Here is a 26,340-nt window from a genome sequence, read left to right on the forward strand (position 1 = left end):
GGCGTAGCGCGCAGACCGCGCTACCGGCAGGCGTGCGGTCATTGCGCGGGTGATCGGTGAGCAGAGCGTCGTGCCTGGCACCGCGTGGTGTCGGATCGACCGGCATTGCGCGCGGGTTTTCTTTCGGTTCCAAGGAGCATTGCAATGGACACACGTTTTCTCGGCCGTTCCGGCTTCAAGGTACCGGTGCTCGGTCTGGGCACCGGCACGTTTGGCGGCAAGGGGCCGCTGTTTTCTGCGTGGGGCGATACCGATGTGGCGCAGGCGCGGCGCATGATCGATCTGTGCCTTGAGGCGGGCCTGAACCTGTTCGACACCGCCGATGTGTATTCCGACGGCGCCTCTGAAGAGATTCTTGGCCAAGCGCTGCAGGGCCGCCGCGATCAGGTGATTGTCTCGACCAAGACCGGTTTGCGCCTGGGCGATGGGCCAAACGATGCCGGTGCATCGCGCTTCCGTTTGCTGCGTGCGGTGGATGCGTCGCTGCGCCGTTTGCGCACCGACTACATCGACCTGCTGCAACTGCATGCATTCGATGCGATGACGCCGGTGGAAGAAACCCTGTCCACGCTCGATGAGTTGGTGCGCGCCGGCAAGGTGCGTTATCTGGGTGCTTCCAATTACGCCGGTTGGCAGCTGATGAAATCGTTGGCCGTGGCCGACGCACAGGGCTGGAGCCGCTTTGTTGCCAACCAGACCTATTACTCGCTGGCCGGGCGCGACTACGAATGGGAGTTGATGCCGCTCGGCATCGACCAGGACATCGGCGCGGTGGTGTGGAGCCCGCTTGGCTGGGGCCGGCTGACCGGCAAGCTGCGTCGCGGCCAACCGCTGCCGGACAACAGCCGCCTGCATGCCACCGCCACCGCCACCGCCGGCCCGGCGATCGACGATGCACGCCTGTTCGATATCGTCGATGTACTTGACGGCATTGCCGCAGACACCGGCCGCAGCGTGCCGCAGATCGCCATCAACTGGCTGCTGCAGCGGCCCACCGTGAGCACGGTGCTGATCGGTGCGCGCGACGAAGCACAGCTGCGGCAGAACCTGGGGGCGGTGGGTTGGTCGCTGACACCGGAGCAGCGTGCACGCCTGGATGCGGTGAGTGCGGTGGAGCCGCCGTATCCGTACTACCCCTATTGGCGCGGGCACTTTGCCGAACGCAGCCCGCTACCGGTGTAACCCGGGCTGTGCCATTGCACCACGCTGCAACCCGATCGCTGCAGCGTGGCCTGCGTCACCACAGCCGCTTCACAAGCGCGCAGAAAGCTGATCCTCCGGCATGGGGTGACCGGAGTGCTCGCCGACCAATGGGAGCAAGCGCACGCCAGGGTCGTCGTGCGACAACGCGTGCCCGCAGCTGCAGGCACGCGTGCCGATGTGTGTGAAGGGTGGCCGCCATGCGGGCCGATGCCGCTTAACCAGAATGGTCTGCGCCTTCAGCGCAGTCGTGGGACGGCCTGGATCACATGCAGGACCGCCTCACTGACGCCACCGCCACGACGTACCGTCGGTAAGGCCGCAAGGGCGGCGGGTACGGAGGGATAACCAATCATGCCAGTGCCGTCCTGCGCGGCCTCCAGTACCGTGCCGTTGGTCTGCCGTGCCAGCCGGGCAATGGCATCGGCGTCGCTCGCATAGACTTCAAGGCGTGGCGATGCAACGACGGGCTGGCCATTGCGTTGATTGACCGCCACCATCAACGGGGCCTCATCGGCAGTGCCAGCAGGGCTGCTAGCCGCGTTACGCGCTGCCTGGCCGAGCGTGAGCACATAGGGGCCGACGCGTGCGGGTATCCCGACATTGCCCGCAGCGCTGGCGCGACGCGCGCCGGGCGTGTCGAGTGCCTCGTTGCGCGAGCCTGCCTGCACCTGGCGTTGAATCCTGGCGCCGGGGACAAGCCTGAAGTCGGTGTCGCCGATTTTGAAACGTTGCCCGGTGGCGGCGCGCTGAAATTCCAGCCGTCCGGCTTGTTGCGCAGCTGCGGGCACGCTGGCGAGCATGCAGAGGAAGAGGGTCGTGCCGAGAATTAGCTTCATGTCAATGTCCCAGGATGCGCAGTTTGAAACCCGTCAATCGGGCGGAAACGTCCGAGCCGGTCATGTCCGTCACTTCCAATGTCCATGCGCCGGCAACGTTCTCATCGAGAAACGCATTGCTGGTGGAGAGTGGAATATCGAAGCCGGTTCCCTGTGTGATCGGGTCGAGCGCCTGGAACGGCGTCAGCACATGGCTACGCGTTCCGCTAGGTGAAATCAGCACCGCTCGCAGGTTGGTCGGCGTCTTGTGGGTGGTCTGCATCGACCATTGCACGGTGTCGACCTTGAGCGTGTCGCCCAGACGCAGCTGCAGCGTGGCCGGCGCGTCGGGCCCACCGATAACCGAGCTGCCTGCACGAGCGGCCTTCCAGCCCAGATCGCGTTGTGCCGGTAACGGTTTGAAGGAATACGCCCGATAGACCGCCTCGGCCGCGTCGACAAGGCCGAACCCGTACCAATTGCTGAAGGTGTGGCCGGCGGCGTTGGTGATCCAGCCCGGCTCAATCACGCTATCTCGGTAACGGACCACCGGTTGCGCCGGATCGATCTGGCGCGCGCTGGTGGCCAGGATATATTTGAGGTCGCGCGCGCTGAGCGAAGGGTTGGCTTGCAGGATCAGTGCGACCACGCCGGCCACCGTGGGCGCTGCCGACGAGGTGCCATTCATGGTGGCGGTGTAGTTGCAGGATGCATCGATCGACGAACTGCTGGTATCCAGGGCGTTGAGCGGTGGAGAATTTGGATCGTTCCTGTTGTCACCGACCGCGCAGCCGGTCAAATCGGTGGTGACGATGGCGGGGTCGTACAAAACGGCTCGCGGAAAATCACCAAAAAACCGGCGTTGCAAGCCGAATTCGCCGCCAAAGCCGCTGACCCACAATGCCGCGCCGGCAGAGGAGTAAGACGATCGAACGCCTTTTGCATTGACCGCGCCAGCCATGATGATCAAGGGTTGGTTGCTGACCGGATCGGTCGCCGGAGTGGAGCAGGTCACCTGCAACGATGCAGCCAACGCAGTGCATTGCTCGACGTCATTGCCCTGGGCATCCGGGATGGTGAAACTCTGGAACGTGTTGCCGCCTGATTGAATGTACAACCCGCCCTTGCCGCCTCTGCCGCTGCGCATCAGCCGCTCCAGCGAGCGCCCGGCCGCAGGAGACACGGTCGGGTAGAACGTCAGGTCGGCGCCAAAGCTGTTGTTGAAAACCTGCACATCGCGCGCTTCGGCAGCGTTGCCCCACGACGCACGCAGATTGGTATCGAAGTCGGTGGGGCTTTCTTCGGAAGACAGAATATTGAAGCCTTTCAGCCGTGCGCCGGGAGCAACGCCGCGGCCACCGATGCCGTTCCAGCCGACCGCTGCCATGATGCCGCCGACCATCGTGCCGTGCGAATCGCCGTTGCGTGGCGTCGGGTCGTTGGACCCGTCGACAAAATTCTTTGAACCACCGGGCACCACGTTGGCAAGCAGGTCGGGATGGCGCAGCTCCAGCCCGTCATCGACAACGGCCATGGTGATGCCTTGACCGCGCATGCCCAGCGTATGCAGCGGCTCGACATTCAGATCGATTCCTGCGGTGGGGCGCGTATCTGCAATCACCGTTTGCCCATTGTTGAGTAGATGCCATTGATAGCGAAACAAGGGGTCGCCTGCTTCCGGCGGTCTTGGTTGCGCCAGCGGCGAAGCAGTGGTTTGAGCCACCGCAGGTGCGATGGGCGTGATACCGCACAGGGCCAGCAACATGGCGGAAAACAGCCGTTGCCGTTGTGGGAGAGAAGTCATCAAGAGGGTCCCTTTGAATGGTGAGTGAGGATGTTGTGGTGGACGCGGAGATGGCCCCGCCGACGGCGCGCCAGAGGCCACGGCCGCAGGTGTCTGCCTGCGCCGTGGAAACTCACATCGGTTGCATGATCGCCTGCGTCACTACCAGCGATGCCTGCGCAATACCGCGACTGGCCTGCAGCTGGGTCGCTGCGCGTTGTGCCTGCTCGATCGAGGCATAGGCGATCACCGCATCACCATTCACCTGGGAGGCGTAGACGATGTTGCCGCCGGTCCCTCTGGCCGCCGTGGTCGCTGTGGCAGGTGTGGTGCCGGTCAGCTTCACCTGCGGCCTGACCAGCACCACCCGGTCGGTCCGCTCGTTCACTGCAGCGGCGAGCGTGTGCGTGGACGCGCCGGGTTGATTGCGCGCCGCGCCGGCAGGCGGATCAAGCACCACCAGGAAGCTGCCAATGCGTGCGATCACCTTGCTGCCCGGCGGCGGCGTGGCAGATCCCGCAGGCGCAACGCTGCCAGGCCCCACTCTCCGCTTGGCACCGACAGCGGATGTCTTCTGCTCGATGACCGTGGCAGTCAACATGCGGAACGTGTCCGTTCCGGAGCGGAAGCGTGTACCGGTAGCCGCTGCCAGCAGGGCCTGTGGATCGGTCGATTGCGCTGCATGCGCAACGCCGCTTGCAACGCTGCAGCCCATCAACAAGGAAACAATAAGCGCGATCTTCATGTCAGTGCCCCACGATGCGAAGGTTGAAGGACTTGAGCGCGGCGGTCTTGGTGGGTTCGCTCATGTCGGTGACTTCCAGTGTCCAGGTGCCGAGCGAGGACTCGTCCAGAAACGCATTGCTGGAGGTGAGGTCGATGTAGAAGCCGGTCTTGGCATAGGCCGCGGGGTCCAGGACCGAGAATGGCGTGGCCACCACACTGCGGGTGCCGCTGGGCGAGATGAGCACCACGCGCAGATTGCTCGGCGTCAGATGCGCAGACTGCAACGACAACTGCACTGCTTCGATCTTCATCGCCTGAGTGATGCGGATGCGCAGCGTGCCCGGCCGTGCCGGCCCGCCGATCTGGCTGGGCGGATTGGTGGACGCGACCCATTGCGTATCGCGCATGGGTGGCAGTGGAGTGAAGTGGCTCGCCTTGTAGACGGCTGCCGCGCCATCGGCCAAGCCGAACCCGTACCAATTGCTGAAGCGGTGTCCGGCGGCATTGGTGATCCAGCCCGGGTCGATCACGCTGCCCTGGTAGACCGCACGCGGCTGCCAGGGGTCGATCTGGCGTGCAGTGGTGGCCAGGATGTATTTGACATCGCGTGCGCTCAGTCTGGGGTTGGCACTCAATATCAGCGCCGCGACGCCGGAAACGGTAGGAGCCGCTGCGGAAGTGCCGTTCATGATGGCGTTGTAGTTGCACGATCCCTCGATCTTGGAGCCACTGGTGTCCAAGGCATTGATGGGTGTGAGGCCGTCGAAGTTGGAACCTGCAGAGCAACCGCTCAGGTCGGTGGTGACAATCGCCGGGTCGTAAATAGTCCGAAGGTCGATGTCTGGAGCGAACTTGCGCTGATATCCGTATTCGCCGCCAATTCCGGAGATCCAGAGCGCTGAGCCGGGCGTGGAGTACGACGAACGCACTCCCTTCGCGTTAACGCTGCCGACCACGATGGTGCCAACCAGACTGTTGATCGCCTCGATGTTGTTCAGCGTACAACCGACATTCAATGCGCGTGTCGTGTCAGGGCACAGATCGATGGTATTGCCTTCCGCATCGTCGATCAGGAAATCTTGGAAGTTGTTGCCTGACGACTTGACGTAGATGCCGCCAAGACCGCTGCGGGTCGAGCGCATCAATGCTTCCCAGGAGCGTTGTTCTGCCCGAGTAAAATCGAGGTAGAACGCTGCATTCGTTCCCCAGCTGTTGTTGAATACATCGATATTGCGCCCCTCCGGTCCCTCACCCCATGCGTAAAGGACGGCTGCGTAGTTTCTGGACGAATCGCGTGCCAGGAAGTCGAATCCTGCCAGCAGCACGTCCGGCGCCACCCCGCGCCCGCCGCGGCCGTTCCAGCCGACCGCGCCGATGATGCCGGCCACGGAGGTACCGTGGCCGCTACCCGGATCGATCGGCGTGGGGTCGTGCGAGCCGTCGCCAAAGTTGTAGGACCCGTTGGGCAGAATGTTTTCGGACATGTCTTCATGCGCCAATTCCAGTCCGTCATCCACCACACCGACGCGTACGCCACGGCCGCGGATGTTCAGCGAATGCAGGATGTCCACATCCATATCGACGCCGGGCACCGGGCGGCTGTCGGCGATCACGGCCTGTCCCTGATTGGAAATGTGCCATTGGTAGCGCAGCAATGGATCGTTGCCCTTGGAGCTGGCAGTGGTGGTGGCAGTGGAGTTGGCAGTGATGGTGGCCGCGGTCACTGGCGTATCGGCCAGTGCGGGGAGTGACGCGCCTGTGATCAGTAAGGCACCGATCAACAGCGCGAGAGGGCGCCTGCGATAAGAGTTCATTCCGTTTTAGTCCAGTCAAGGGTAGGCACGATCGACGCGACACAGTTCCCCTCCGGCCGATCAGACAATCGGCCAGTGCAACGGCTTCAACAGATTCGGGCGGTGCCTATCGAGCCCGAATCAGAAGCATCAGAGGACGTCTAAGTGAATCCACGCGGCAGCGGCCGCGGCGAGCAAAACCGATCAGGCAGCGCCGAACAGATGCGCTTGGCAGTGCCAGCACGCAGTCAGGGTCAGGTGGGATCGGATGAGACGTGCAGGAGAACAACGCGAAGAAGCAGTAACAGGGTCCATGTCCATGTATCCCGAAAGAGCCAGTGAAACGCATCGATCCGAAACGCTGGATGGATGCGGCCGGGTCATCAGTCGGCTCCCCTGAGCGCGTCCGCGCAGCCGACGCTGGCAATGCGAATGCAGTGGCAGCGATTCGATTAAAGAGGGCCCATTCCGCGCTCGCAAGCTGAGCGCCAGAAGACAGTCGCGTGACTGGTTGCGCAATTTATGCCAGGCATGCGTATTCACGCGCGCAAAGCGAAGTTTTCGGCCGCGGAATTGGCCGCAATAGTCTGAAATGTATTGCGTGCCCATAGGCACAACGCATCACGATGCGTGGGTCCGCTTCGCATCCGGGTCGGCGCACTGCGCAGATTGCGACGTTCATGCGCATCTGTCGCAGTGATGCGATGCCATACGATTCAGGACTGAGATGCTTTATGAGGGCGCGCGGCCAACGGCGCCTGGGCCGACATCCATGTCACCCGCATCGTTCAATGCAGCGTAGGGACGTGCCGGCCCGGTGACAGCATGGGCTGTCGCCATAGAAAAGGCGTCGATCCCGCGCGTGGCCCGGGATCGACGCCTTGATGCCGCGATGTCTTGAACCTGTCAGCTACCAGCGATACGCCACCGACATCTGGTACTGCCGCCCGGCAATCGGCCGGCCCATGAACACACCGCCGGTCGCCGCACCCGGCACGCGTACGTTGCCTTCGGTGAGCCCCAGCGTATCGGTAACGTTGCTGCCGCTGGCGGTCACTTCCCAATGCTCGCCTACATGCAGATTGGCGCCGATATCGACCATGTCGTAGGAGGGCAGGCGTTGGCTGTTGGCCAGGTCGGCAAAGCGATCGCCGATGTAGGAATACGTGGCAAATACCTTGAGATCGCCGAACGGCAGCATCCAGTAATAACTCGGCGTGAGCCGGAACTGCCGCTTGGGTTGGCGCATTACCTGGTTGCCGGTGAACTCGCGATAGTTGCGGTATTTCGAATCCAGCCATACCCCGGTGCCGGCCAGCTCGAAGCCGCCGAATGGGCGGATCGCGCCTTCCACCTCCAGGCCGCGCGCGCGCGAATCGCCAACGGCGGTGAAGTTATCGCCATTGGCCAGGAATGCCTGAAACGGCGAATTCTTGAACGTGTTGTAGAACGCGGTGAGATACAGATCGTAGGCGCTGGCACCGGACTTGAGGCCAAGCTCGTACTGGTCCACTTCCTGGACGCGGTTCTGACCATCGCGCAGGTTATCGAAGCCGGGAAACTTCACACCCGAGTTGACGCGTGCGAACAGGCTGTTGCTGTCATTGAGTTTGAAGTTCAAGCCGGCCGTCCACGAGAACGCCTCGTCGTCCTGATCGATGCGGCGTGTGGTCGCCAAGGCCAGCGAGGTGGCGTTGTCGTACAAGGTTGCCGGGTTGCCATCCAGGTCCACCGTGCTGGTGTCGTGCACATTGCCGGTCACGCTCTGGCGCTCGTAGCGTGCGCCCAGGTCCAATCGCAGCCGGTCGTTGAGTTCCCACTCGTCGGCCACGAAGGCGGCGATGTTTTCGCCGTCGTAGTTGGCGCGCAGATTCAAGAACGCGGTGCTGGTGAAGCCCTGGCGCGTGGCCTGGCGTCCATCGTCCAATGCCACGTCGATGCGACGTGCGTTGTTCTGTGCGGTGAGCAACATGGTGTTGCCCAGGTACCAGGTATCGGCCGAGGAATACTTGGCGTAGTACGCGCCCACGGTCAAGGTATTGCCGGCAAACAGCTCGCGGCTCAAGCGCAGATCGTTGGTAAAGGAATTCAGCCGCTTGTCCACCGACCACCAGCCGGCTTCGAGCACCTGTTGATTCGGGTCCACTGCGCCGCCGCCATTGGTATAGGTCGCGCTACCGCTGCTGCCGTAGCCGGCAATGAAATCGCTCAATCGCAGCGGCGCATCGCCGGTGAACAATGCATAGGTCGGCGCGCTGCCGCTCATCACGTTGAAGCGGTCGGCAATGGTCCAGTCGCCGATTTCCCAGTTCAGTTCGCCGCCGAACACATCGATGTTGACGCCGCGCCCATCGGCCAGGTCGCGTTGCACGGTCTCACCGTTCGGCCCGACCAGCAGATCCACGTTGCGGAAATCGCGACCGAGCAAGGTGCCGGTCTGCGCATTCAAGCCGGGGAAGCTGGACAAGTCGTTGCCGTTATTGCGCGAGAGCAGCGGAATGGCGGTATAGAAGGCATTGTTGTCGTCGGTATGCCGCGCATAGAACGACAGCTCGCCGCTGTCCCAACGCTTGCTCAAGGTGGCGCTGAACTGGCCGCCCTTGTCGGCAGAAAACTGCGGGTCGCGCACGCCATCGGTTTCGCGGAAGAAACCGCCCACGCTGTAGTACCAACCATTGCCCATCGGCCCGCTGTTGAACACGTCGATGCGGCGCAAATCATTGTTGCCGCCGGTCAGCCGCACGCTGCCCTCCGGCTCGTCCTGGCCCTTTTTCTGTATGAAGTTAACGGTCAGCCCGGGTTGCCCGTTGGAAAAGATCGGGCTGGAGCCGCCACGCAGCACTTCCATGCGCTCAACGGTGTCATCGACGCGGAACAGCGTGGAGTTCTCCAGAAACGACAGCGTCGGTGGCGGAAACAGCGGTGAGCCATCCAGTTGCATGGTCACAAACGGCGCGTCGCCTTCGGAAGGCATACCACGCACGAAGATGTTGGCACCGGTGCCGCCGCCGCTGGGTTCGGCCCACACGCCCGGTACGATCTTCAACAGGTCGGCAGTGCTCTGCGGCACCGCTTGCTGGATCTGTTCGGGGCTGGCGGTGGTGATCGAAAAGCTGGCATCGCGCTTGGCCAGTCCCTTGAAGCGCGCGGTACCGCTGACGATCACCGCATCTAGCGTGGTGGCGTCCTGCTTGGTTGTCTCTTGCGGTGCGGTCTGCGCGTGCGCCATCGGCGCAAGCAAGGTGGCGATGGTCAGCGATAACGCGTAGCGGGGCATGGATGAAGTCATGATGATTTCCTTCTGTCGCAGCAAGCGGTAGATCCCGTCGCAGTGGACGGCGTGCTGCCTGAAAAAGTGACTTGCCGCACAGGAATGCATCGATGGTGCAACAAGCCTGCACAGCGCGTGTTGCTGTTCTAACGGAGTCGCGCATAAAAGCTGTTGTGCGCCGCGTCAACGCATGCAGCGATCGACGTGTGCGTGATGCGCGAGCGTACGCATGGATCGAGCGGCTGTAGGGCAGCTCGGGAAACGGGTGTGCAGCTGCCAGGCGGACGCAGCTGATGCTCGCTGCGGCGTGTGCCACGCATACATCCCGATTCCTCCGCGTCGCCGCACCAAACTGACGACGGCTCGCTACGTTTTGGTAGCGGCTCTTGGCGCGCATGTTGACTCGAACGCATGCAGTGGCAACCACGTGCGATCGCTGCTGCGCGCAGCGTGACGAAGATGATTGCGTTGTCCTACGCGGGTCTTATGTCGCGGCAACGGTGCGCAGCGGCGCCGCTTCGCGAATCGGCAGGTTGATCAGCGCGGCCGCAACCGCAAGCACCATGTCGCCGTACCACATCCAGCTGTAGTCGCCGCTGTGTTCCAGCACCACTCCGCCCAGCCAGGCGCCGAAGAAACCGCCGAGCTGGTGCGAGAGCAAGGTCAGGCCGAACAAGGTGCCCATATAGCGCGGGCCGAACAGCTTGCCGATCAATCCCGCAGTCGGTGGCACCGTTGCCAGCCAGGTGAAGCCCAGCGCCGCAGCGAACAGATAGAACGTCAGCGGTGTGGGCGGTGCGAGCAGGTACACGCCGATCAGTACCGCGCGGCTGGCATACATCGCGCATAGCAACCACTTCATGCGCACGCGTTCGCCCAGCTTGCCGGCGACCAGACTGCCGGCCACATTGAACAGTCCGATCAGTGCGATCGACACTGCCGATACGCTGGCCGGCAACCCGCACAGCGCCACCTCGCCGGGCAGATGCGTGACCAGAAAGGCGATATGCACCCCGCAGGTGAAAAAGCCCAGATGCAGGCACCAATAACTGCGGTCGCGTACCGCCAGCCGCAGTTGCGCGCGCAGGCCGATGTCATCGGCGGCACGCACAGATGCGCTGCCCGCTGCGGATGGCACGCGGCGTAGCGGCCAGGCCAGCGGCAAGGTCAGCAGCGACACCAGTGCCAGACCGAGCATCGCCTTGGCCCAGCCGGCCGCGCCGATCATCACCTGCACCAACGGGGCGAAGACGAACTGGCCCAGCGAGCCGCCGGCATTGATCAATCCGGCCGCAAACGAACGCCGTTCCGGTGCGATGCGACTCGCGGTGGCGCCGATCAACACTGAAAAACTGCCAGCGCCGGCACCGGCTGCCGCCAGCACACCCAGCGACACGATCAAGCCCCATTCGCTGGCCAGCCACGGCGTCAGCGCCAATCCCAACGACAGCAACACGCCGCCGAATAGCAGCACCGGCAGCGGCCCGCGCTGATCGGCGATTGCACCGAATACCGGCTGCACCGCGCCCCAGACCAATTGCCCGATCGCTAATGCGAAGCTGATCGAGGCGATACCGATACCGGTCTGCCGATGGATCGGCTCGACGAACAGCCCGGTGGTCTGGCGCGCGCCCATGGTCAGCATCAGCATCGCCGAGGCGGTGAGCAGCAGGCCCCATTGCGCACTGGCGCGCGCTGTCGCCGACGCGCTCATGCGGCGGTATCCAGCACGGCGTCCAGGCGGTCCAGCGTGGCATGCAGCTGCGCGGTGGGCGCTGCACCGAACAGCGTCTCGATGCGTTGCTGTGCGGCGAGCCAGTGCGGTTGTGCGCGCCGCAGCAACCCACGGCCGCTGCGGCTCAGGATCAGCCACGTTTGCCTGGCATCCTCGCCGCGCTGAGTGGTGATCCATCCAGCGGCAAGCAAAGGCTTGAGATTGCGGGTGAGGGTGGTGCGGTCCATGCCCAAGGCCTGTGCCAGTGTGCCCAGCGACTGCGCTGTATCGAGCCGGCGCAGGATCGAATACGCGTTGAGGCTCAGCCCCACCGGTGCCAGCGCATGGTCGTACAGCTGCGATATCCGACGCGCCGCCCGGCGCAGATGAAAGCAGGTGCAGTTGGAAGTGCTGGACATGAACGCGCTCCGCAGGATGCGCGCATATTGCGTGTATATGCACTTATCTACAAGTGGCCAGCCGTGCTGCAGCTTCCCAGGCAACCGCGCCTTTTCATAAATGCCGTAGTCCCCCAACCAACCAACCAACCAACCAACCACGTAGGAGCGCACCCGGGCGCGACAACTCATGGGTTATCGCGCACTAGAGCGTGAACTGCCGCATGAAGCCCGCGGGCGAGATTCACCGGTGTTGCGAAACAGCCAGTGCTGTTACACAGGGACTACCGCTTTGCAGTGAAGCTGCACAACGCGTCCGCGTTGTCCCGGTGCCGGTCCGTCCGTGCGATTCGGGTTGCGACAAGCACTACATCCCAAGCGCGGCAATCCGATCGGCAATCGATTGACAACCCCACACAAAAAAGGCCGCCCGAAGGCGGCCTCGCTTCTACTCAGCGGGGGAGAGAGACCGCTGTCAGAAGAACATCCGCACGCCGAACGAGGCGCTGCGGCCAGGCAGCATCACATCGTCCTTGAGGAAGGAGGTGTGCACGCGTGCGTCCTGATTGGTCAGGTTGTTGCCGTCCAGAAACACTTCCCACGCATTGCTGCCGCGGTCCACGTGATACGCCAGATGCGCATCCACGAAGGTGTAGCCATCGGTCGGGGTTTCGTTCACCGCCACCTTGTCCTGCTTCATGGTGCGGGTGGCGCCAATCGAGGCGCGCCATGCATCGGCATTCCAGCGCATCTGCGCACCGAAGCGGCCCGGCGCGATGCGCGGCAGATTGTCGCCGTCCTTCAGGCGTGCACGCACGGTATCGCCGAACACGCGCAGGTCCCACGCGCCGGTGTCGTTGTTGGCCAGGTGAAACGTCGCTTCGCCTTCGAAGCCGTGGAAGATCGCATCGGCCTGCGTCCACTGGCGGATCGGCAGGAAGTCGTTGTCTTCTGCGTTGAACCACTGATTGCCGGTGTCGACGATGTAGACGAAGTCGTTGTAGCGGTTGTAGTACGCCGCCACCTTGGCATCCACCCATTCGTTCTGGAAGTTGAGCCCCAGCTCGGCCTGGTTGGCCTTTTCGGTCTTCAGATTCGCATCGCCGATCTCGAAAGCGAGCGTGGCGATATGCGGGCCGTTGGCGAACAGTTCTTCTTCGGCCGGTGCGCGCTCGGCGTGATCCAGGTTGGCGGTCAGGCGCCACTGCTCGTTGAAGCGGAAACCGCCGCTGGCCGAGAAGCTGGTCGGGGTGAAATCGCGGTCCACGCCGATGTCGGTCTGATACTTGACCTTGTCCACGCGCGCACCGACTTCAGCGGTGACACGCTCCCAGCTATTGCGCGCCACGGCGAATGCGCCGAGCGAACGGGTATCGGTCTTGGGGACGAAGGATTCTTCGCCCACCGCCTGGAAGGTGGTATCGCTGCCCTGCAGGCCGAACGCGGTCTGCCAGCCGCCACCAAAGGTGAACGAGGCTTCCACGCGGCCTTCGTTGGCGCGCTTGGTGAACACGGTGCCGACTTCGGTGCCTTCGAACTCGGTGTGCGCGTAGTCGGTATGGCCGAAGCTGTAACGCAGCGCGCTGCCTTCGCCCCACGGATCGGTCAACCCACCCTTGAGGTCGTAGCGGTCCTGCTGCAGCTTCAACGACACGCCACGCTCGCCGAGGGACGGGTCGCCCGGCTCACCGGGGTTGCCATAGTTGTCGCGGAAGCGCGAGGCCGACAGGCCGACAAAGCCCCAATCGCCGGAGAGCGAGGCGCCGATCGAGCCCACCTTGGAGTCGATCCAGCTATTGCGCTGGCGGCCTTGCGGGGTGTCGTAATCGTTCTGGTTGCGGTACACGCCATCGGCGTGGATCGACAGGCCGCTGCCGTTGCCTGCATCGACACGGAACATGTCGGTGTTGCCGTCCTTGTCGCCGCCATCGAAGCGCACTTCGGCGCGGCCGCTGAAGCCGTCCACCGGGGTTTCGGCAATGCGGCCATCGACCACGTTGACCACGCCGCCGATCGCGCCGGAGCCGTAAAGCAGCGTGGACGGGCCCTTCAACACTTCGATCTGGTTGGCCAGAAACGGCTCGATGGCCGGCGAATGGTCCTGGCTGACGGTGGAGACGTCTTGGGTGGACAGGCCATCGCGCAGCACCGCCACGCGCGGGCCGTCCAGGCCGCGAATGATCGGCCGGCCGACGCCGGGACCGAAGTTGGAGCTCTGCACGCCCGGCAGGCTGGCCACGGTCTCGCCCAGGCTCGAACTGCGCACCTCATCCAGACGCTCGCCGGCCAGCACCTCGACCGGGCGGCTCAGCTCGCCGGCCGCATCGCGCAGCGGGCTCGCGGTCACAACCACCTTGTCCAGGTCCTTGATGTGCCGGCCGCTGGAATGGGTGGCGTCATGCCGGGTGTCCGACGTCGGCGGCGTCTGCGGGTCGGCAACGTCCGGTGCGTCTTCGGCCATGGCCAGGGCAGGAGTCAACAGACTGGTCAGTGCCAGTGATAGGGCGGAGCGGCGCAGCGAGGGGATGAGCGTGGGGGCCATGTGGATCGGACTCTCTAATTGTTACTATATATCAATAGGATGGCGCAGCTTGCCTGCTGCGCCGACGGCAAGACCCGCTCTGCGCGATGCAGTGGTGCGGGCCTGGAACAAGGAAGATGTTATATTATTCCACGTCGCCGCGAGCACCTGCTGGAAGTCATGCCTCTGCCCACACTTCGCCATCTGCTAGACCGCTTCGGTGCGACCGGGTCGCTGCTGTGCGCCGTGCATTGCGCGGTGCTGCCGCTGGTGCTGGCCCTGGCGCCGTCGCTCGGGTTGTCGTTCTGGCTGGGCGATGGCGTCGAACTGGCGATCGTGATGTTCGTGACCCTGCTGGGTCTTTTCAGCCTGGTCCTGGGGTATCGCCGCCACAAGGCGCTGCATGCGCTGGCGCTGCTGCTGCCTGGCCTGGCGTTGCTTTGGGTGGGTCTGTTGTACGACCCGCTGCACCATTCGGTGGTGCCACACGCAGTGGTGATGACGCTGGGCGGCGCTTTGGTCGGCATTGCCCATCTGGTCAATCTGCGGCTGAATCACGGTCATGCGCATGTCCATGACGCGAGCTGTGCGCACTGATATGCGCTGACGCGCGACTGCGCGATGGTTGCAGTCGGTGGTGCAGACGGTCGTTTTGACGCTGTTGCCAGGCCGCTGCCGTGAGGTGACAGCCAGGCGCCTGCCGATGGTGTATGCGCTTCACGACCGGCTGGCTCACAGGCCTGCAGGCCGTCCGGGCTGCGCGGCCCCGGGCCGACGTGATAGGCTTATCGGCCTTGCGCGAGGGCACCGCCGGTGCAAACCTCGCCAAACCCGTGCCAGCACGGGAATTTGTATTCACATTCAGGAGTCGACGAAATGGGTAAGGGTGACCGTAAGACCGCCAAGGGCAAGCGCTACAACGCCAGCTACGGCAATTCGCGTTCGCACGCGGTGAGCAAGGTTGTCGTGGGTGCAGCTTCCCCGGTTGCCAAGAAGGGCGTGGTCAAGGCGCCGGCCAAGAAGGCTGTTGCCAAGAAGACCGTCGCCAAGGCCAGCTGACCCCAGCCCGCTTTGCGATCTGAAAACGCGGCGCTTGCGCCGCGTTTTTTTATTTGCGATTTCAGTGCAAAACGCTGATCGAATGCTTGCCGGGTTACCCGTGCTGATGCGGGTCTGAGCAGTGGCTGCGGTAGCGCGTCATCAGCGTCGGCATCCGTTGCGATGACGCGCAACGCATCCGAACAATGGCTCGCGCTACGTCATCAATCGGCGTTGTTCTTGATGCAGTCCGATAAAGCGCTGCGCGCATCGATAACGCCGCGTCCCTAGTGCGCTGTGTCCGCAGCCGGCGCTGGGTTCTTCGCCGCTGGCGTCAGCAACTGCTCGGCCAGTCCGCGATAGATCGGCGTCTTGCACACCAGCCCGGACACCGCGCGTGCAATCAACACGGTGGCCAGGATTGGCAGCAGCATCTGGCTGGTGTCGGTGAGCTCCAGCGAAATCACTGCCGAGGTCAGCGGTGCTTGCGTGACGCCGGTCAGGTAGGCGCACATGCCCAGCAACACGAATGTGCGTGGGTCCACGCTCGGCATCAGCACCGACAGGTTGTGGCCGATGCCGGCACCCACCGCCAAGGCGGGCGAGAACAGGCCGCCCGGGATGCCGGCCAGGTACGAGACCAGGTTGGCGATGAGCTTCATCAGGCCGAACTCATGGCCGACCACGGCATGCCCCTGCACCAGGCTGCGCGCCTGCTCGTAACCGGTGCCGAAGGCGCCTTGCCCGAACACCAGTGCCAGCCCGACCAGCGCCACGCCGCATAACGCGGCCAGCAGCACCGGGTGGCGCTGGCGCAGCGCGCCCAGCCAGCGTGGTTTGCCGCTGACGCTGGCCAGCACCAGCCGCGCGAAGATCCCGCCGAGCAGCCCGGCCACGCTGCCGCACAGCGCGATCGCCAGCCATGCCTGGCCCAGCGGCAAGGCCACCGCTACTTTGCCGAAGTAGGTGTAGTTGCCCAGCAATCCCAGCGACACCACGCCGCCGACGATCACCGCAGTGAGCAAGGTGCCGGAGAAGCGGTGCTCGAAGCGCCCGCTCAATTCTTCGATCGCAAAGACCACGCCGGCGAGCGGCGTATTGAAGGCTGCGGCAATACCGGCCGCGCCGCCAGCAAGCAGAAAATGCGAGAGCTCGCGCGGATCGTGAAAGCCGAACCAGCGCCCGAACACGTGCATCAGGCTGGCGCCGACATGCACGGTGGGGCCTTCGCGTCCGACCGATGCGCCGCCGAGCAGCGACAGCGTGGTCAACGCAAGTTTGCCCAGCGACACACGCAGCGACAGATTGGTATCGCGAAATGTTGGGTCCGGATGCTCCAGCGCGGCGATGACCTGCGGAATGCCGCTGCCGCGGGTGGGGCGCATTGCCCCGGAAGTGAGCCAGGCGAGCAGGGCGAAGATGCCCGGCGTCAGCAGCAGCGCCCACCAGATCGAATGCGCGGTGATGCGTTGAAATAACTGGAAGGCGGCATCGCTGGCCTTGGCGAACACGATGGCGACCAGGGCTACCGCAATTGCGCCACCCCAGAGTGCAGCGCGACGACGCCAGCCTTCGCTGGACAACAGCGGCCGCAAGCGGCGCGGCGAGGGATCAGAAGCAGACATCGCCCTATTGTCGCATCCGCTCGCCGCCGCGGGTGTGCGCAGTGCTCAGTGCGCAGCGTCCGGCGGCACGCGCAAGGCCGGCAGCAGGGTGGCCGGGTTACCGTCGTTGGGCGCTGCGGTGATGCCGAGCAGGCGCGTCATCAAGGCATACACATCGACGTTGTCGAACCCCGGCAAAGTCTTGCCCTGCGCCAGATCCGGGCCTTGCGCCACGAACACCGCACGCATCGAGGGCAATGCAGGATCGAACCCGTGCGAGCCGCGCATGCCTTGTTGCGCGCGCTTGGCCAATTTGTCGGGGAACAGTGCGTCCCAGCCTTCGTGCATCTGGCACACGATCGGCGGAATGCGCGGATGCGTGCCGTAATGCCAGCGCGCCGGCAGTTCGGTTTTACGCCAGCAGTCGTATTGCGCATGCGTGCCGAGCAGCATGGCCTCGGCGCTGGCCTGTTGCCCGGGCTGCGGATCGAAACCGATCACCTGACCATCGGTGACCGCGGTGGCAATCGCGGGCGGCGCGATGGCTTCCACGCTGATCGCATGCCCTGGCGCCACTTCGGCCATGCCGTGGTCGGACACCACGACGATGTTGGTGCGCGCACGGGTGCCGTCGCGCTGCATGCCGGCCAGCAACCGGCCGATGGCGGCGTCGACTGCGCGCACGCTGTCGGCGTATTCGCGCGATTCCGGGCCGTGATCGTGGCCGGCTTCATCCACGTGTTCGAAGTACAGCGTAACCAGACGATTGCGCTGCGCACCGGAGCGCGCGAGCCAGCCCAGCGTTTCGTCCACACGGGCGTCCAGGCCAACGCCTTCTTCGTAGTGACGCCATTGCGTGGGGCGCACGCCCTGGATGGCCGCCTCGCTGCCCGGCCACGACCAGGTCGCCGCATGCAAGCCAGCTTGTTCTGCGCCCACCCACAGCGGTTGGCCACCCCACCAACGCGCGTCGCCCACCGCGTCCGGCTTGCTTAGCCAGAAGCTGCCCAACGCGGGGTCGCGCATGCTGTTGTGCACGATGCCGTGGTGGTCCGGGCGCAGACCGGTGACCAAGGTGTAGTGGTTGGGAAAGGTCAGCGACGGATACGACGGCGTCATCCAACGCGCACGCACGCCATCGCGCGCAAGTTGGGACAGCGTCGGCGTGATGTCGCGATCGAGCATGTCTGCGCGCAGGCCGTCGATGGAGATCAGCAGCAAGGTGTGCGGCGTGTCGTCGGATATTGCGGCCGCCGATGTTGGCGGCGATGCGGTGAGCTGCGTCGAGGCGCTGCGCACGCCGTGCTGGGTGGAGCAGGCCGCCAGCAACGCGGTGGCTATCGTGGCAACTACAAGACGTCGATCGATCATGTCGCCAGTTTACGGCGCAGCGATGACCTCGCGAAGTCAGGGGGCCTGGGTTGCGCGCTGGTCGCCGAACAGATCGTCGGCACGCGCGATCTGGTGCGGCGACCAGCCTTCCAGTTGCAATAACGCCTGCTTGGTCGGCAGGCCGCCGCCGAAGCCGGTCAGGGTGCCATTGGCGCCGATCACACGGTGGCAGGGCAGCACGATCGGCAACGGATTGCGGCCGTTGGCGGCACCCACAGCGCGGCTGGCGGCGGGGCGACCTACCGCCTGCGCGAGCTGCGCGTAACTCCAGGTCTGGCCGAACGGAATCTGTGCCAACGTGTGCCAGACCTGCAGCTGAAAGGGCGTGCCGGCCGGTGCTAGCGGCAGGTCGAAACTGCGTCGCCCGCCATGCAGATAATCCAGCAGTTGCTCGCGCGCTTCGCGCACCAGTGCGGTATCGGGGGCATGCGTCCAGCGCGCACGTCCAGGCGCGTCGTAGCGGTTCTGTGCGAACAGGATATGGTGCACGGCGGTGGAATCGGCGGCCACGGTGAGCGCGCCGATCGGCGAGGGAAAGGTGTCGTAGTACAGCGTGGTCATGGGCGGGTGTCCTTGCGATCGACGGCGAGATGCCACAGGTGCAACACGGCATACGCGCGCCATGGGCGCCATGCCTGCGAACGTGCCTCGGTGGCCCGTTCGCTTAAACGTTCCGGCGCGCCGAGGACCTGCTGCAGGATCAGGTCGCCGGCCGGAAACGCATCCGGATGCGAGAGCGCGCGCATCGCGATGTAATGCGCAGTCCACGGGCCGATCCCGGGCAGCGCGGTGCAGGCGGCGACGAAGTCCGGCAGGCGCTGGCCGGCGCCGAAATGCAGCCGGCCTTGTGCGCAGGCCAATGCCAGTGCGCGCAACGTGGCCGCGCGTGCACGTGGCAGCCCGAGCTGTTCCAGTGGCGCGTCGGCCAGTTGTTCGGGCGTGGGAAAACTGCGGTCCAGCCCAGGCGGCATGTCGGCATGATGGCCGCCGTGGCGGTCGACCAGCCGCGCCGCCAGCGTTGCGGCACCGGCCACGCTGATCTGCTGGCCCAACACCGCGCGCACGGCCACTTCAAAGCCATCCCAGCCCCCGGGCACGCGCAGGCCGGGACGGCGCTGGATCGCCTCGGCCAACAGCGGTTCGGATTCAAGCGTGGCATGGACGGCCTGCAGGTCCGCATCCAGATCGAACAGCCGACGCACGCGGCGCACGATCTGCGGAATCTGGCGCGGGTCGGTGGCATCGATGCGCAGCAGCAGTTCCGCCCGCTGCGGCGCGGCGACGACCTCGATCAAGCTGGCGTTTCCAGGCGTGCCGATCACGCGCCGGTAGCCACTGGCATCGACCTGCTCGATCCCCGGAATCGCCCGGCGCTGCAAAAAGCCCAGCATCGCGGCCCAATCCAGCGGCGGGCGATACCCCAGGCGCAGACGCAATTGGCCGCCTGGCACTTCGGTGCGCTGCTTGCGTAGCGCCGACGGCGGCATGCCGCAGCCCTGCAGAAAGGCCGCGTTGAAACGCCGCAGGCTGTTGAAGCCGGCAGCGAGTGCGACCTCGGTGACCGGCAAGGCGGTTTCGGTGAGCAACTGCTTGGCCAGCAGTAACCGGCGCGTGCCGTGCACCTGGATCGGGGTGGCGCCAAGCCGCTGCACGAACTGCCGTTGCAGCTGCCGCGCACTCACCCCCACCGCATCGGCCAGCGTCTGCACCGGCTGCTCCTGCAGCACGCCTTCGGCAATCATCGCCAGCGCACGCTGCACGCTTTCTTCGCCCAGATGTTGCTGCGCCTGCGGCGACAGCTCCGGACGACAGCGCAGACACGGCCGGTAGCCGGCCGCACTGGCCGCCGCCGCGCTCGGGTAATAACTGACATTGCCTGGCTTGGGCGCCGGCGCCGGACACACCGGCCGGCAGTAAATGCCGGTGCTGCGCACCGCCGTGAAAAACAGCCCGTCGAAGCGCGCATCGCGCGCCAACCGGGCGCGGTCGCATTGGATTCGATCGGGCGTCAATGTCTGCATGGCGCCAGTCTATGCCCTGGCTTCGGCCGCAGCTGGCCGTTTTCGGACAGGGTTGCTGCAGAACGGCGTGTTCACGGCCGGGTCAAACCCGTGGCCCATTCAGCCATAGACTGAAGGTGAATCCGTCGCGCTCACAATCCCCATCATGCTCAAATCGCTTTGCCTGTCCGTTGCGTGTCTGCTCTTGCTGGTGGCGTGCGAACGCAGCGCGACGTCTGCCGATGCCGGGGCTGCACAGCAAAACAATGCCGGGCAGGCGGGCGATGGCGACCACATGGTGTCGGTAGATACGCCCGAGCCGGTGGCGCCACCGCCGCGTCCGCGCGCGCAGGCGGGTGAGGTAGGTTGGCCGCAGGCACAGCTGGAATCGGGCCAGGCGTGGATCAGTTGCGCCACCGATTACAGCAAGGAGGCCGGCGACGGCACGCTGCTGCCGGCACTGGATCGGGCCAGCGTGGAAGCGGCGCTGGCGCCGTGCCGCGAGACCGGGCTGGTGCGGGTGCGGTATGCGGGCAAGATCAATGCCGGCTTCGCTGCGCTGGTCTGGCGCCTGGCGGCGGTGGCCGAGCAACTACGGTTGCCGCATCGCATCGTGGATCTGGATTCCAGCGGCGGTCAGGTGGAGGCGGCGATCCGCGCCGGCGACACCATCGGCGAATCCAACTGGACCATCTGGGTGCGCGAAGGCTCGGTGTGCCACAGCGCCTGCGTGTTCGTGCTGGCGGCCGGCGATAACCGCCTGGTGGCCGGCAAGGTCGGTATCCACCGGATGATGCGGATCAGCTCCAAGGCGACGTCGCGCGCAGAGCTCAATCGCGAATTGCGCGAGGTCTACGGCAACGTCAAGGATTATCTGGAGCGCAACGGTGTGGCAGTGGCGGTGGCCGATCTGATGATGACCGTGCCTAACCGCAGCCTGAGGCTGCTGACGATGGAAGAACTACGCGAGTACGGTTTGGACGGCACCAATGCCGTACAGGACGACCTGGAGCGCATCCGGCAGATGCGCAAATGCGGCGATGCGTTTGTGCGGCGCAAGGATGCGTTTCTGGTGGCGTTCGATCAAAAGTGCAAAGGCGAGGGCGCAGATCTGGATGCGGTCAACGCGTGTGGGCTGGCCCTGAAGCAGCGCTTCGGTTTTCCGGATGCGGCCTGCCCGGAAGAAAGCCCGCTGGCCGAGACCGACGCCGCCGCCTTGCCGGCAACCCCGGCGGCCGAGACGCAGACCGGTTCCGCAGCGGATGAGCGACCACAGGCAGAACCGAGCGCCGCCGCGGCGCCGGATGCCGTAGAGACGGAGCCGTCGACGCCCGCGCACGCCGAGGGCTGAGGGCGGCGGCAAGTTTCACGCGTATCGCACTGCGCGCTGCCTATCGTCGCCCCATCACAACCGGGCCGGGGGGCACTATGCGAGGCAAGACCAAGGGCGTTGTACTGGCGTATCTGCCATCGGCGTTGCTGGTGCTGGTGGGCTTCGGCGTGGCTGAGCTGCTACGCGTCGCCGCCGCCGCACTGCATGCGCAATGGCCGGCCACGCTGGGGATGTGGCTGAGTCTGGCGGCGCTGGTGGCGGCCGTCGCACGCGCGTTCTGGGTCAGCTGGCGCCTATGGCGTCCGCGCGGCGTGGCTGCCGTGCCGCCTGCGCCCGGCGGAGAGCTCTAGCGATTCGATCCAGGCCGAACCAACCTGGTCTGGGTTAGGGCTGCGTTGAACGCGCGGTTCGCACTGGCTGCGCAGATCCGGCCTGCCGCCTGCGCTCTACCGGCGGATCAGGCGGCTTGTTACACGCCAACGCGACAGTGCCGTCCGGATCATGCAGTCAGCCGCTCCCGCCCGGATCGCGCGCCGCTTGTGTTGCGCAGGTCCGGCCATAGACTGCGCTACCCACCGCAATGTGTGCGGTCCATCTCTTTCCAACCCGTTCAAGGTGCTGTCCCATGCTCCGTCCTCGTTTGCTTGTCGCGTTGGTGTTGGCTCCAGCGCTGGCGTTTGCTCAACAACCGCAGCCGTCCCGCGCGGCCACTGCCCAGCCGGCGCCCGCGGCACAAAAACCGGCGGCGGGGCAGCCCGTACCAGCGCCCAGCGCGGCCCAGCAGGCGCAGGTCGCCAAGCAGGACGTGGAGATGACCCAGGCCGCCTTGCGCGTGGCGCAGATGGTGGATGCCAACAAGGCCGCTTCGCTGTGGGACGGTGCGTCCAGCGTGGCCAAGACTGCGGTCAAGCGCGATGCCTTCGTCGCCCAGCTCGCCGGCGAGCGTGCGCGTCTGGGTGCGATGGTCGGGCGTGGTCAGGGCTCGGTGACGCGGGTGAAGTACGGCCCCGGCGCGCAGGTGCCCGAAGGGTTGTACGTCAACGTCAGCTTCCCGACCCGGTTTGCCAACGCGCCGCAGCCGGTGCGCGAGCTGGTGTCCTTCCGTCTGGACGAAGACAAGACCTGGCGCGTTGCGGGCTACAGCCTGCGCACGGCGGCCAAGTGATGCGGCAGCTCACCAGGAGATTTGCGTGCAACTGACCATCGAACTGCAGATGCTGGGCTGGGCCATGGTGCTCGGGCTGGTACAGCTGCTGGCTGCATCGGTCAGCATGACCGCGCAGCGCGGCACCAAATGGAATGCCAGTCCGCGCGATGGCGATGCCAAGCCGTTGACCGGCGTCGCCGCACGGCTGGATCGCGCGTTTCGCAACTATCTGGAAACCTTTCCGATCTTTGCCGCAGCGGTGCTGGCGGTGACCGTAGCCGGTCGCACCAATGCGGAAACCGCCTTGGGCGTGCAGCTGTATCTGTGGGCGCGAGTGGCGTACGTGCCGGTTTATGCAGCCGGTATCCCCTACCTGCGCAGCGCGATCTGGGTGGTGTCGTTTTGGGGCATCGTCAAGCTGGTACGCGCGCTGCTGGGTGTGTAAACCAGTAAGGTTCTTGCGCATGTACGGCTGCCGTGCATGCGCTTTATCCCGGTCACGTGAAGCGCCGCGCCCTGGCTCCAGACCGGGCGCATCGGTAGTAGCAGCTGCACTGCATGCAACTGCGGGATAGCGTCATCCGCCGTCGTTTAGGCGGGCATATGCGTGCAAGCGGGCAGGCGCTACGAGCACGGCCGCCGCACTGGAACGCATCAGCGCCGCATTTGCACCCGCGCCACGATCGCATCGATCGCCGCCTGCGTATCGCCGCTGCGCATGGCCTCTTCCAGCAGCGGGATCGTCCAGGCGCACCCTGCATGGGTCAGATGCACGCGCCAATCGCCTCGCCAGCCGTCCAGCTCGTGCAACGCCAGCATGATGCAACCGCCACGGTCGGCATGGCCGCCATGGATGGATTGCTCCAGCCAGAACGGGCGCGCCGCGCCGAGTTCGATCGAAAAGACGTAGACGTCGTGCTTCGGATCTTCGGCCGACGGCGCGATATTGCGCTGTCCGATCTCGATCACCCTCATTCGTCGGACTCGGGGTCCATGGCCATGACGCGAATTTCCACGTCGTCCAATTGCACGAGTTGACCGGGGCGGATCTTCGCGGTCTTGCGCAGCTCCTGCACGCCATCGACGCTGACCGCGCCGCTGGCGACGATGGCCTTGCCCTGGCCGCCGCTATCGGCAATGCCGGCCAGCTTGAGCAACTGATTGAGTTCGATGTACTCGCCGTCCAGGTCGAATTCCAGGAATTGCATGCTGCACTCGGTCAAAAAGAAACCGATTATCCGCCCGGAACCGCCGCCGGCACCACCATGCGCAAGCCCGCACCAGACGCATGGTTGCGCGCAGGCAGCCGCAGCGCGCTGCCACCTTGCGGGCGATGCCGGCGTCGGCAGAGTGGCCGCCTACTCGCGGCGAAACCGCGCAATCTCCTCCAGCAAGCTCTCGGCCCCGGTCATGCTGCGGCCGGCTTGGGCGTCGTCGATTTGCGGGGCTGTATCCACGGGCTTGGCTCAGGTGCCGGGCAAGGCGGGGAAGTGCGTGCCAGGATGCTTCGCCGGGGCGGGCGAATCCTCACAACCTGAACAAAACGTCACGACCCTTCGACACGAAGGGGGGTAAGGGCGCACAATACCCTGCTTTGCGCCTGCCGGCTCCGTGCGGCGCCTCCGGAGTTACCCATGACCCAAGAATCTTCCGCGCCGCTGCTGTTTGCAGACCTCGGCCTCTCGGACGCTGTGATGAAAGCCGTTGCCAACGTTGGCTACGAGTCGCCGTCGCCGATCCAGGCTGCCACCATTCCCGCGCTGCTTGCCGGCCGCGACGTCCTCGGCCAGGCGCAGACCGGTACCGGCAAGACCGCCGCGTTCGCGCTGCCGGTGCTGTCCAACGCCGATCTGAACCAGCTCAAGCCGCAGGCGCTGGTGCTGGCCCCGACCCGCGAACTGGCCATCCAGGTCGCCGAGGCCTTCCAGAAATATGCCGAAGCCATTCCCGGTTTCCGCGTGCTGCCCGTCTACGGCGGCCAGCCGTATGCCCAGCAGCTGAGCGCGCTCAAGCGCGGTGTGCATGTGGTGGTGGGTACCCCGGGCCGGGTGATCGATCACCTGGATCGCGGCACCCTGGATCTGTCCCAGCTCAAGACGCTGGTGCTGGACGAAGCCGACGAGATGCTGCGCATGGGCTTTATCGACGACGTCGAAGCCGTGCTGAAGAAGCTGCCGGAAAAGCGCCAGGTCGCGTTGTTCTCGGCCACCATGCCGCCGGCCATTCGCCGCATCGCGCAGACCTATCTGAAGGACCCAGCCGAAGTCACCATCGCGGCCAAGACCACCACCTCGGCCAACATCCGCCAGCGCTATTGGTGGGTGAGCGGGCTGCACAAGCTGGACGCGCTGACCCGCATTCTTGAGGTCGAGACGTTCGACGGCATGATCATCTTCGCGCGCACCAAGGCCGGTACCGAAGAGCTGGCGCAGAAGCTGCAGGCCCGTGGCCTGGCCGCGGCCGCCATCAACGGCGACATGCAGCAGGCTGCGCGTGAAAAGACCATTGCCCAGCTCAAGGACGGCAAGCTGGACATCCTGGTCGCCACTGACGTGGCCGCCCGCGGCCTGGACGTGGAGCGCGTCAGCCACGTGCTCAATTACGACATCCCGTACGACACCGAAAGCTATGTGCACCGCATCGGCCGTACCGGTCGTGCCGGCCGCAATGGCGACGCCATCCTGTTCGTCACCCCGCGCGAGAAGGGCATGCTGCGCTCGATCGAACGCGCGACCCGTCAGCCGATCGAAGAAATGCAGCTGCCGAGCGTGGATGCCGTCAACGACACCCGCGTGGCGCGCTTCATGACCCGCATCACCGAAACGCTGGCCAGTGGCCAGATCGATATGTACCGCGATCTGCTGCAGCGCTACGAGGCCGAAAACAACGTGCCGGCGATCGAGATCGCCGCGGCGATGGCCAAGTTGCTGCAGGGCGATGCGCCGTTCCTGCTGACCCCGCCGGTGCGTGGCGCGCGCGAAGAGTTCACCCCGCAGCGCACCGAGCGTGCCGACCGTGGGGATCGCGGCGACCGCGGCGAGCGTCCGCGTTTCGAGCCGAAGTTCGAGCGTGGCCCGCGTGCCAACGACGGCGAGCGCGCACCGCGTCCGCCGCGTAGCGAGGATGCCGGCAGCGAGCGTCCGCGTCGTGACCCGGCCCCGCGTGGCGAGCCGGAGTTCGGCATGGAGAGCTATCGCATCGAAGTGGGTCACACCCACGGCGTGAAGCCGGCCAACATCGTCGGCGCCATCGCCAACGAAGCCGGTCTGGAAAGTCGCTACATCGGCCGCATCGATATTCAGGACGATTACTCGATCCTGGATCTGCCGGCCGACATGCCGCGCGAGCTGCTGACGCACCTGAAGAAGGTCTGGGTCTCCGGCCAGCAGCTCAACATGCGCAAGCTGGAAGAAGGCGAGGCGGCGGCGTCGCCGTCCAAGCCGCGCTTCCCGCGTGGTGGCAAGCCGTCCGGTCGTCCGAACGGCCCGGGGCGTCCGATGGATCGCGCCGGCGCGCCACACCGTAAGGGTCCGCCCAAGCCGCGCGGCGAGTAAGCCCCGCTGACAATCGGCTGCGCGGCGAAGCGCGGACGCAGCCGGGGT

The 26,340-nt window shown here is 65.1% G+C and carries 22 protein-coding genes and 1 other RNA gene; 9 read left to right on the forward strand and 14 right to left on the reverse strand.

The window, feature by feature from the left end:
* Positions 1–144 precede the first annotated feature (144 nt).
* Positions 145–1,182, forward strand: a complete 1,038-nt coding sequence (locus VC212_RS10875) for an aldo/keto reductase (RefSeq protein ID WP_323515706.1) — start codon at positions 145–147, stop codon at positions 1,180–1,182.
* Between the two features lie 257 nt (positions 1,183–1,439).
* On the opposite strand, the gene VC212_RS10880 is transcribed toward VC212_RS10875, so the two are convergent.
* The 5 genes from VC212_RS10880 to VC212_RS10900 form a co-directional block, all read right to left on the reverse strand.
* Positions 1,440–2,039, reverse strand: a complete 600-nt coding sequence (locus tag VC212_RS10880; protein WP_323515705.1) for a hypothetical protein — start codon at positions 2,037–2,039, stop codon at positions 1,440–1,442.
* Between the two features lies 1 nt (position 2,040).
* Entirely contained in the window at positions 2,041–3,783 is a 1,743-nt protein-coding gene (locus VC212_RS10885) for a S8 family peptidase (protein WP_323515740.1), read from the reverse strand.
* Positions 3,784–3,934: 151 nt separating this feature from the next.
* The gene (locus VC212_RS10890; RefSeq protein ID WP_115528486.1) at positions 3,935–4,546 is read right to left on the reverse strand and encodes a hypothetical protein; all 612 of its coding nucleotides are present in this window, start codon (positions 4,544–4,546) and stop codon (positions 3,935–3,937) included.
* Between the two features lies 1 nt (position 4,547).
* Entirely contained in the window at positions 4,548–6,341 is a 1,794-nt protein-coding gene (locus tag VC212_RS10895) for a S8 family serine peptidase (RefSeq protein WP_323515703.1), read from the reverse strand.
* A gap of 889 nt (positions 6,342–7,230) precedes the next feature.
* Positions 7,231–9,609: a TonB-dependent receptor gene (locus tag VC212_RS10900; protein ID WP_323515700.1), complete on the reverse strand. Its 2,379-nt coding sequence runs from the start codon at positions 9,607–9,609 to the stop codon at positions 7,231–7,233.
* Positions 9,610–9,898: 289 nt separating this feature from the next.
* Between VC212_RS10900 and VC212_RS10905 the strand changes: the two genes are divergently transcribed.
* Positions 9,899–9,973: non-coding RNA, sX9 sRNA (locus VC212_RS10905), on the forward strand.
* Positions 9,974–10,075: 102 nt separating this feature from the next.
* On the opposite strand, the gene VC212_RS10910 is transcribed toward VC212_RS10905, so the two are convergent.
* The 3 genes from VC212_RS10910 to VC212_RS10920 form a co-directional block, all read right to left on the reverse strand.
* Positions 10,076–11,305 (reverse strand): MFS transporter, encoded by a 1,230-nt coding sequence (locus VC212_RS10910; protein WP_323515697.1) that lies wholly within the window; start codon positions 11,303–11,305, stop codon positions 10,076–10,078.
* Positions 11,302–11,724 (reverse strand): helix-turn-helix domain-containing protein, encoded by a 423-nt coding sequence (locus VC212_RS10915; RefSeq protein ID WP_323515694.1) that lies wholly within the window; start codon positions 11,722–11,724, stop codon positions 11,302–11,304. Before VC212_RS10915 ends, VC212_RS10910 begins: the two co-directional genes overlap by 4 nt.
* Positions 11,725–12,178: 454 nt before the next feature.
* On the reverse strand, positions 12,179–14,245 hold the full coding sequence (locus VC212_RS10920; RefSeq protein ID WP_323515692.1) for a TonB-dependent receptor: 2,067 nt from the start codon (positions 14,243–14,245) through the stop codon (positions 12,179–12,181).
* Positions 14,246–14,404: 159 nt separating this feature from the next.
* On the opposite strand from VC212_RS10920, the gene VC212_RS10925 reads away from it, so the two are divergent.
* Together VC212_RS10925 and VC212_RS10930 are read left to right on the forward strand one after the other, a co-directional pair.
* Complete coding sequence (locus VC212_RS10925) at positions 14,405–14,821, forward strand: MerC domain-containing protein (protein WP_115529109.1); 417 nt, start codon at positions 14,405–14,407, stop codon at positions 14,819–14,821.
* A 279-nt stretch (positions 14,822–15,100) separates the two neighbouring features.
* Positions 15,101–15,283: a 30S ribosomal protein THX gene (locus tag VC212_RS10930; RefSeq protein WP_055849858.1), complete on the forward strand. Its 183-nt coding sequence runs from the start codon at positions 15,101–15,103 to the stop codon at positions 15,281–15,283.
* A 266-nt stretch (positions 15,284–15,549) separates the two neighbouring features.
* On the opposite strand, the gene VC212_RS10935 is transcribed toward VC212_RS10930, so the two are convergent.
* From VC212_RS10935 to VC212_RS10950, 4 genes are read right to left on the reverse strand one after another with little or no spacing between them, the layout of a single operon-like run.
* The gene (locus tag VC212_RS10935) at positions 15,550–16,887 is read right to left on the reverse strand and encodes a chloride channel protein (protein WP_323515689.1); all 1,338 of its coding nucleotides are present in this window, start codon (positions 16,885–16,887) and stop codon (positions 15,550–15,552) included.
* 45 nt (positions 16,888–16,932) lie between these two features.
* A complete protein-coding gene (locus VC212_RS10940) occupies positions 16,933–18,237 on the reverse strand; it encodes an ectonucleotide pyrophosphatase/phosphodiesterase (RefSeq protein WP_323515686.1) in 1,305 nt (434 codons plus the stop codon).
* 36 nt (positions 18,238–18,273) lie between these two features.
* On the reverse strand, positions 18,274–18,819 hold the full coding sequence (locus tag VC212_RS10945; protein ID WP_323515683.1) for a methylated-DNA--[protein]-cysteine S-methyltransferase: 546 nt from the start codon (positions 18,817–18,819) through the stop codon (positions 18,274–18,276).
* Positions 18,816–20,279: an AlkA N-terminal domain-containing protein gene (locus VC212_RS10950; protein WP_323515680.1), complete on the reverse strand. Its 1,464-nt coding sequence runs from the start codon at positions 20,277–20,279 to the stop codon at positions 18,816–18,818. The genes VC212_RS10945 and VC212_RS10950 overlap by 4 nt, the downstream gene beginning before the upstream one ends.
* Before the next feature lie 145 nt (positions 20,280–20,424).
* Here VC212_RS10950 and VC212_RS10955 point away from each other — a divergent pair, with 145 nt between their 5' ends.
* The 4 genes from VC212_RS10955 (at position 20,425) to VC212_RS10970 (ending at position 23,183) form a co-directional block, all read left to right on the forward strand.
* A complete protein-coding gene (locus VC212_RS10955) occupies positions 20,425–21,609 on the forward strand; it encodes a hypothetical protein (protein ID WP_323515677.1) in 1,185 nt (394 codons plus the stop codon).
* Positions 21,610–21,686: 77 nt separating this feature from the next.
* The gene (locus tag VC212_RS10960) at positions 21,687–21,941 is read left to right on the forward strand and encodes a hypothetical protein (RefSeq protein WP_323515674.1); all 255 of its coding nucleotides are present in this window, start codon (positions 21,687–21,689) and stop codon (positions 21,939–21,941) included.
* A gap of 275 nt (positions 21,942–22,216) precedes the next feature.
* Complete coding sequence (locus tag VC212_RS10965; RefSeq protein WP_055849873.1) at positions 22,217–22,756, forward strand: DUF4019 domain-containing protein; 540 nt, start codon at positions 22,217–22,219, stop codon at positions 22,754–22,756.
* 25 nt (positions 22,757–22,781) lie between these two features.
* On the forward strand, positions 22,782–23,183 hold the full coding sequence (locus VC212_RS10970; RefSeq protein WP_115554187.1) for an MAPEG family protein: 402 nt from the start codon (positions 22,782–22,784) through the stop codon (positions 23,181–23,183).
* Between the two features lie 209 nt (positions 23,184–23,392).
* Here the strand turns inward: VC212_RS10970 and VC212_RS10975 are convergent, their stop codons facing one another.
* Together VC212_RS10975 and VC212_RS10980 are read right to left on the reverse strand one after the other, a co-directional pair.
* Entirely contained in the window at positions 23,393–23,713 is a 321-nt protein-coding gene (locus tag VC212_RS10975) for a hypothetical protein (RefSeq protein WP_323515671.1), read from the reverse strand.
* Positions 23,710–23,946: an RNA-binding S4 domain-containing protein gene (locus VC212_RS10980; RefSeq protein ID WP_311240144.1), complete on the reverse strand. Its 237-nt coding sequence runs from the start codon at positions 23,944–23,946 to the stop codon at positions 23,710–23,712. Before VC212_RS10980 ends, VC212_RS10975 begins: the two co-directional genes overlap by 4 nt.
* Positions 23,947–24,372: 426 nt before the next feature.
* Here VC212_RS10980 and VC212_RS10985 point away from each other — a divergent pair, with 426 nt between their 5' ends.
* Entirely contained in the window at positions 24,373–26,292 is a 1,920-nt protein-coding gene (locus VC212_RS10985; RefSeq protein ID WP_323515668.1) for a DEAD/DEAH box helicase, read from the forward strand.
* Positions 26,293–26,340 lie beyond the last annotated feature (48 nt).

The organism is Xanthomonas sp. WHRI 8932A, from assembly GCF_035012785.1.
Taxonomy (GTDB): Bacteria; Pseudomonadota; Gammaproteobacteria; order Xanthomonadales; family Xanthomonadaceae; genus Xanthomonas.

Excerpts from the sequence above, each read along its gene's own strand:
- VC212_RS10875 (WP_323515706.1), top strand. The coding sequence starts at position 145 with ATGGACACACGTTTTCTCGGCCGTTCCGGCTTCAAGGTACCGGTGCTC.
- VC212_RS10880 (WP_323515705.1), bottom strand. The coding sequence starts at position 2,039 with ATGAAGCTAATTCTCGGCACGACCCTCTTCCTCTGCATGCTCGCCAGC.
- VC212_RS10885 (WP_323515740.1), bottom strand. The coding sequence starts at position 3,783 with ATGTTGCTGGCCCTGTGCGGTATCACGCCCATCGCACCTGCGGTGGCT.
- VC212_RS10890 (WP_115528486.1), bottom strand. The coding sequence starts at position 4,546 with ATGAAGATCGCGCTTATTGTTTCCTTGTTGATGGGCTGCAGCGTTGCA.
- VC212_RS10895 (WP_323515703.1), bottom strand. The coding sequence starts at position 6,341 with ATGAACTCTTATCGCAGGCGCCCTCTCGCGCTGTTGATCGGTGCCTTA.
- VC212_RS10900 (WP_323515700.1), bottom strand. The coding sequence starts at position 9,609 with ATGACTTCATCCATGCCCCGCTACGCGTTATCGCTGACCATCGCCACC.
- VC212_RS10910 (WP_323515697.1), bottom strand. The coding sequence starts at position 11,305 with ATGAGCGCGTCGGCGACAGCGCGCGCCAGTGCGCAATGGGGCCTGCTG.
- VC212_RS10915 (WP_323515694.1), bottom strand. The coding sequence starts at position 11,724 with ATGTCCAGCACTTCCAACTGCACCTGCTTTCATCTGCGCCGGGCGGCG.
- VC212_RS10920 (WP_323515692.1), bottom strand. The coding sequence starts at position 14,245 with ATGGCCCCCACGCTCATCCCCTCGCTGCGCCGCTCCGCCCTATCACTG.
- VC212_RS10925 (WP_115529109.1), top strand. The coding sequence starts at position 14,405 with ATGCCTCTGCCCACACTTCGCCATCTGCTAGACCGCTTCGGTGCGACC.
- VC212_RS10930 (WP_055849858.1), top strand. The coding sequence starts at position 15,101 with ATGGGTAAGGGTGACCGTAAGACCGCCAAGGGCAAGCGCTACAACGCC.
- VC212_RS10935 (WP_323515689.1), bottom strand. The coding sequence starts at position 16,887 with ATGTCTGCTTCTGATCCCTCGCCGCGCCGCTTGCGGCCGCTGTTGTCC.
- VC212_RS10940 (WP_323515686.1), bottom strand. The coding sequence starts at position 18,237 with ATGATCGATCGACGTCTTGTAGTTGCCACGATAGCCACCGCGTTGCTG.
- VC212_RS10945 (WP_323515683.1), bottom strand. The coding sequence starts at position 18,819 with ATGACCACGCTGTACTACGACACCTTTCCCTCGCCGATCGGCGCGCTC.
- VC212_RS10950 (WP_323515680.1), bottom strand. The coding sequence starts at position 20,279 with ATGCAGACATTGACGCCCGATCGAATCCAATGCGACCGCGCCCGGTTG.
- VC212_RS10955 (WP_323515677.1), top strand. The coding sequence starts at position 20,425 with ATGCTCAAATCGCTTTGCCTGTCCGTTGCGTGTCTGCTCTTGCTGGTG.
- VC212_RS10960 (WP_323515674.1), top strand. The coding sequence starts at position 21,687 with ATGCGAGGCAAGACCAAGGGCGTTGTACTGGCGTATCTGCCATCGGCG.
- VC212_RS10965 (WP_055849873.1), top strand. The coding sequence starts at position 22,217 with ATGCTCCGTCCTCGTTTGCTTGTCGCGTTGGTGTTGGCTCCAGCGCTG.
- VC212_RS10975 (WP_323515671.1), bottom strand. The coding sequence starts at position 23,713 with ATGAGGGTGATCGAGATCGGACAGCGCAATATCGCGCCGTCGGCCGAA.
- VC212_RS10980 (WP_311240144.1), bottom strand. The coding sequence starts at position 23,946 with ATGCAATTCCTGGAATTCGACCTGGACGGCGAGTACATCGAACTCAAT.
- VC212_RS10985 (WP_323515668.1), top strand. The coding sequence starts at position 24,373 with ATGACCCAAGAATCTTCCGCGCCGCTGCTGTTTGCAGACCTCGGCCTC.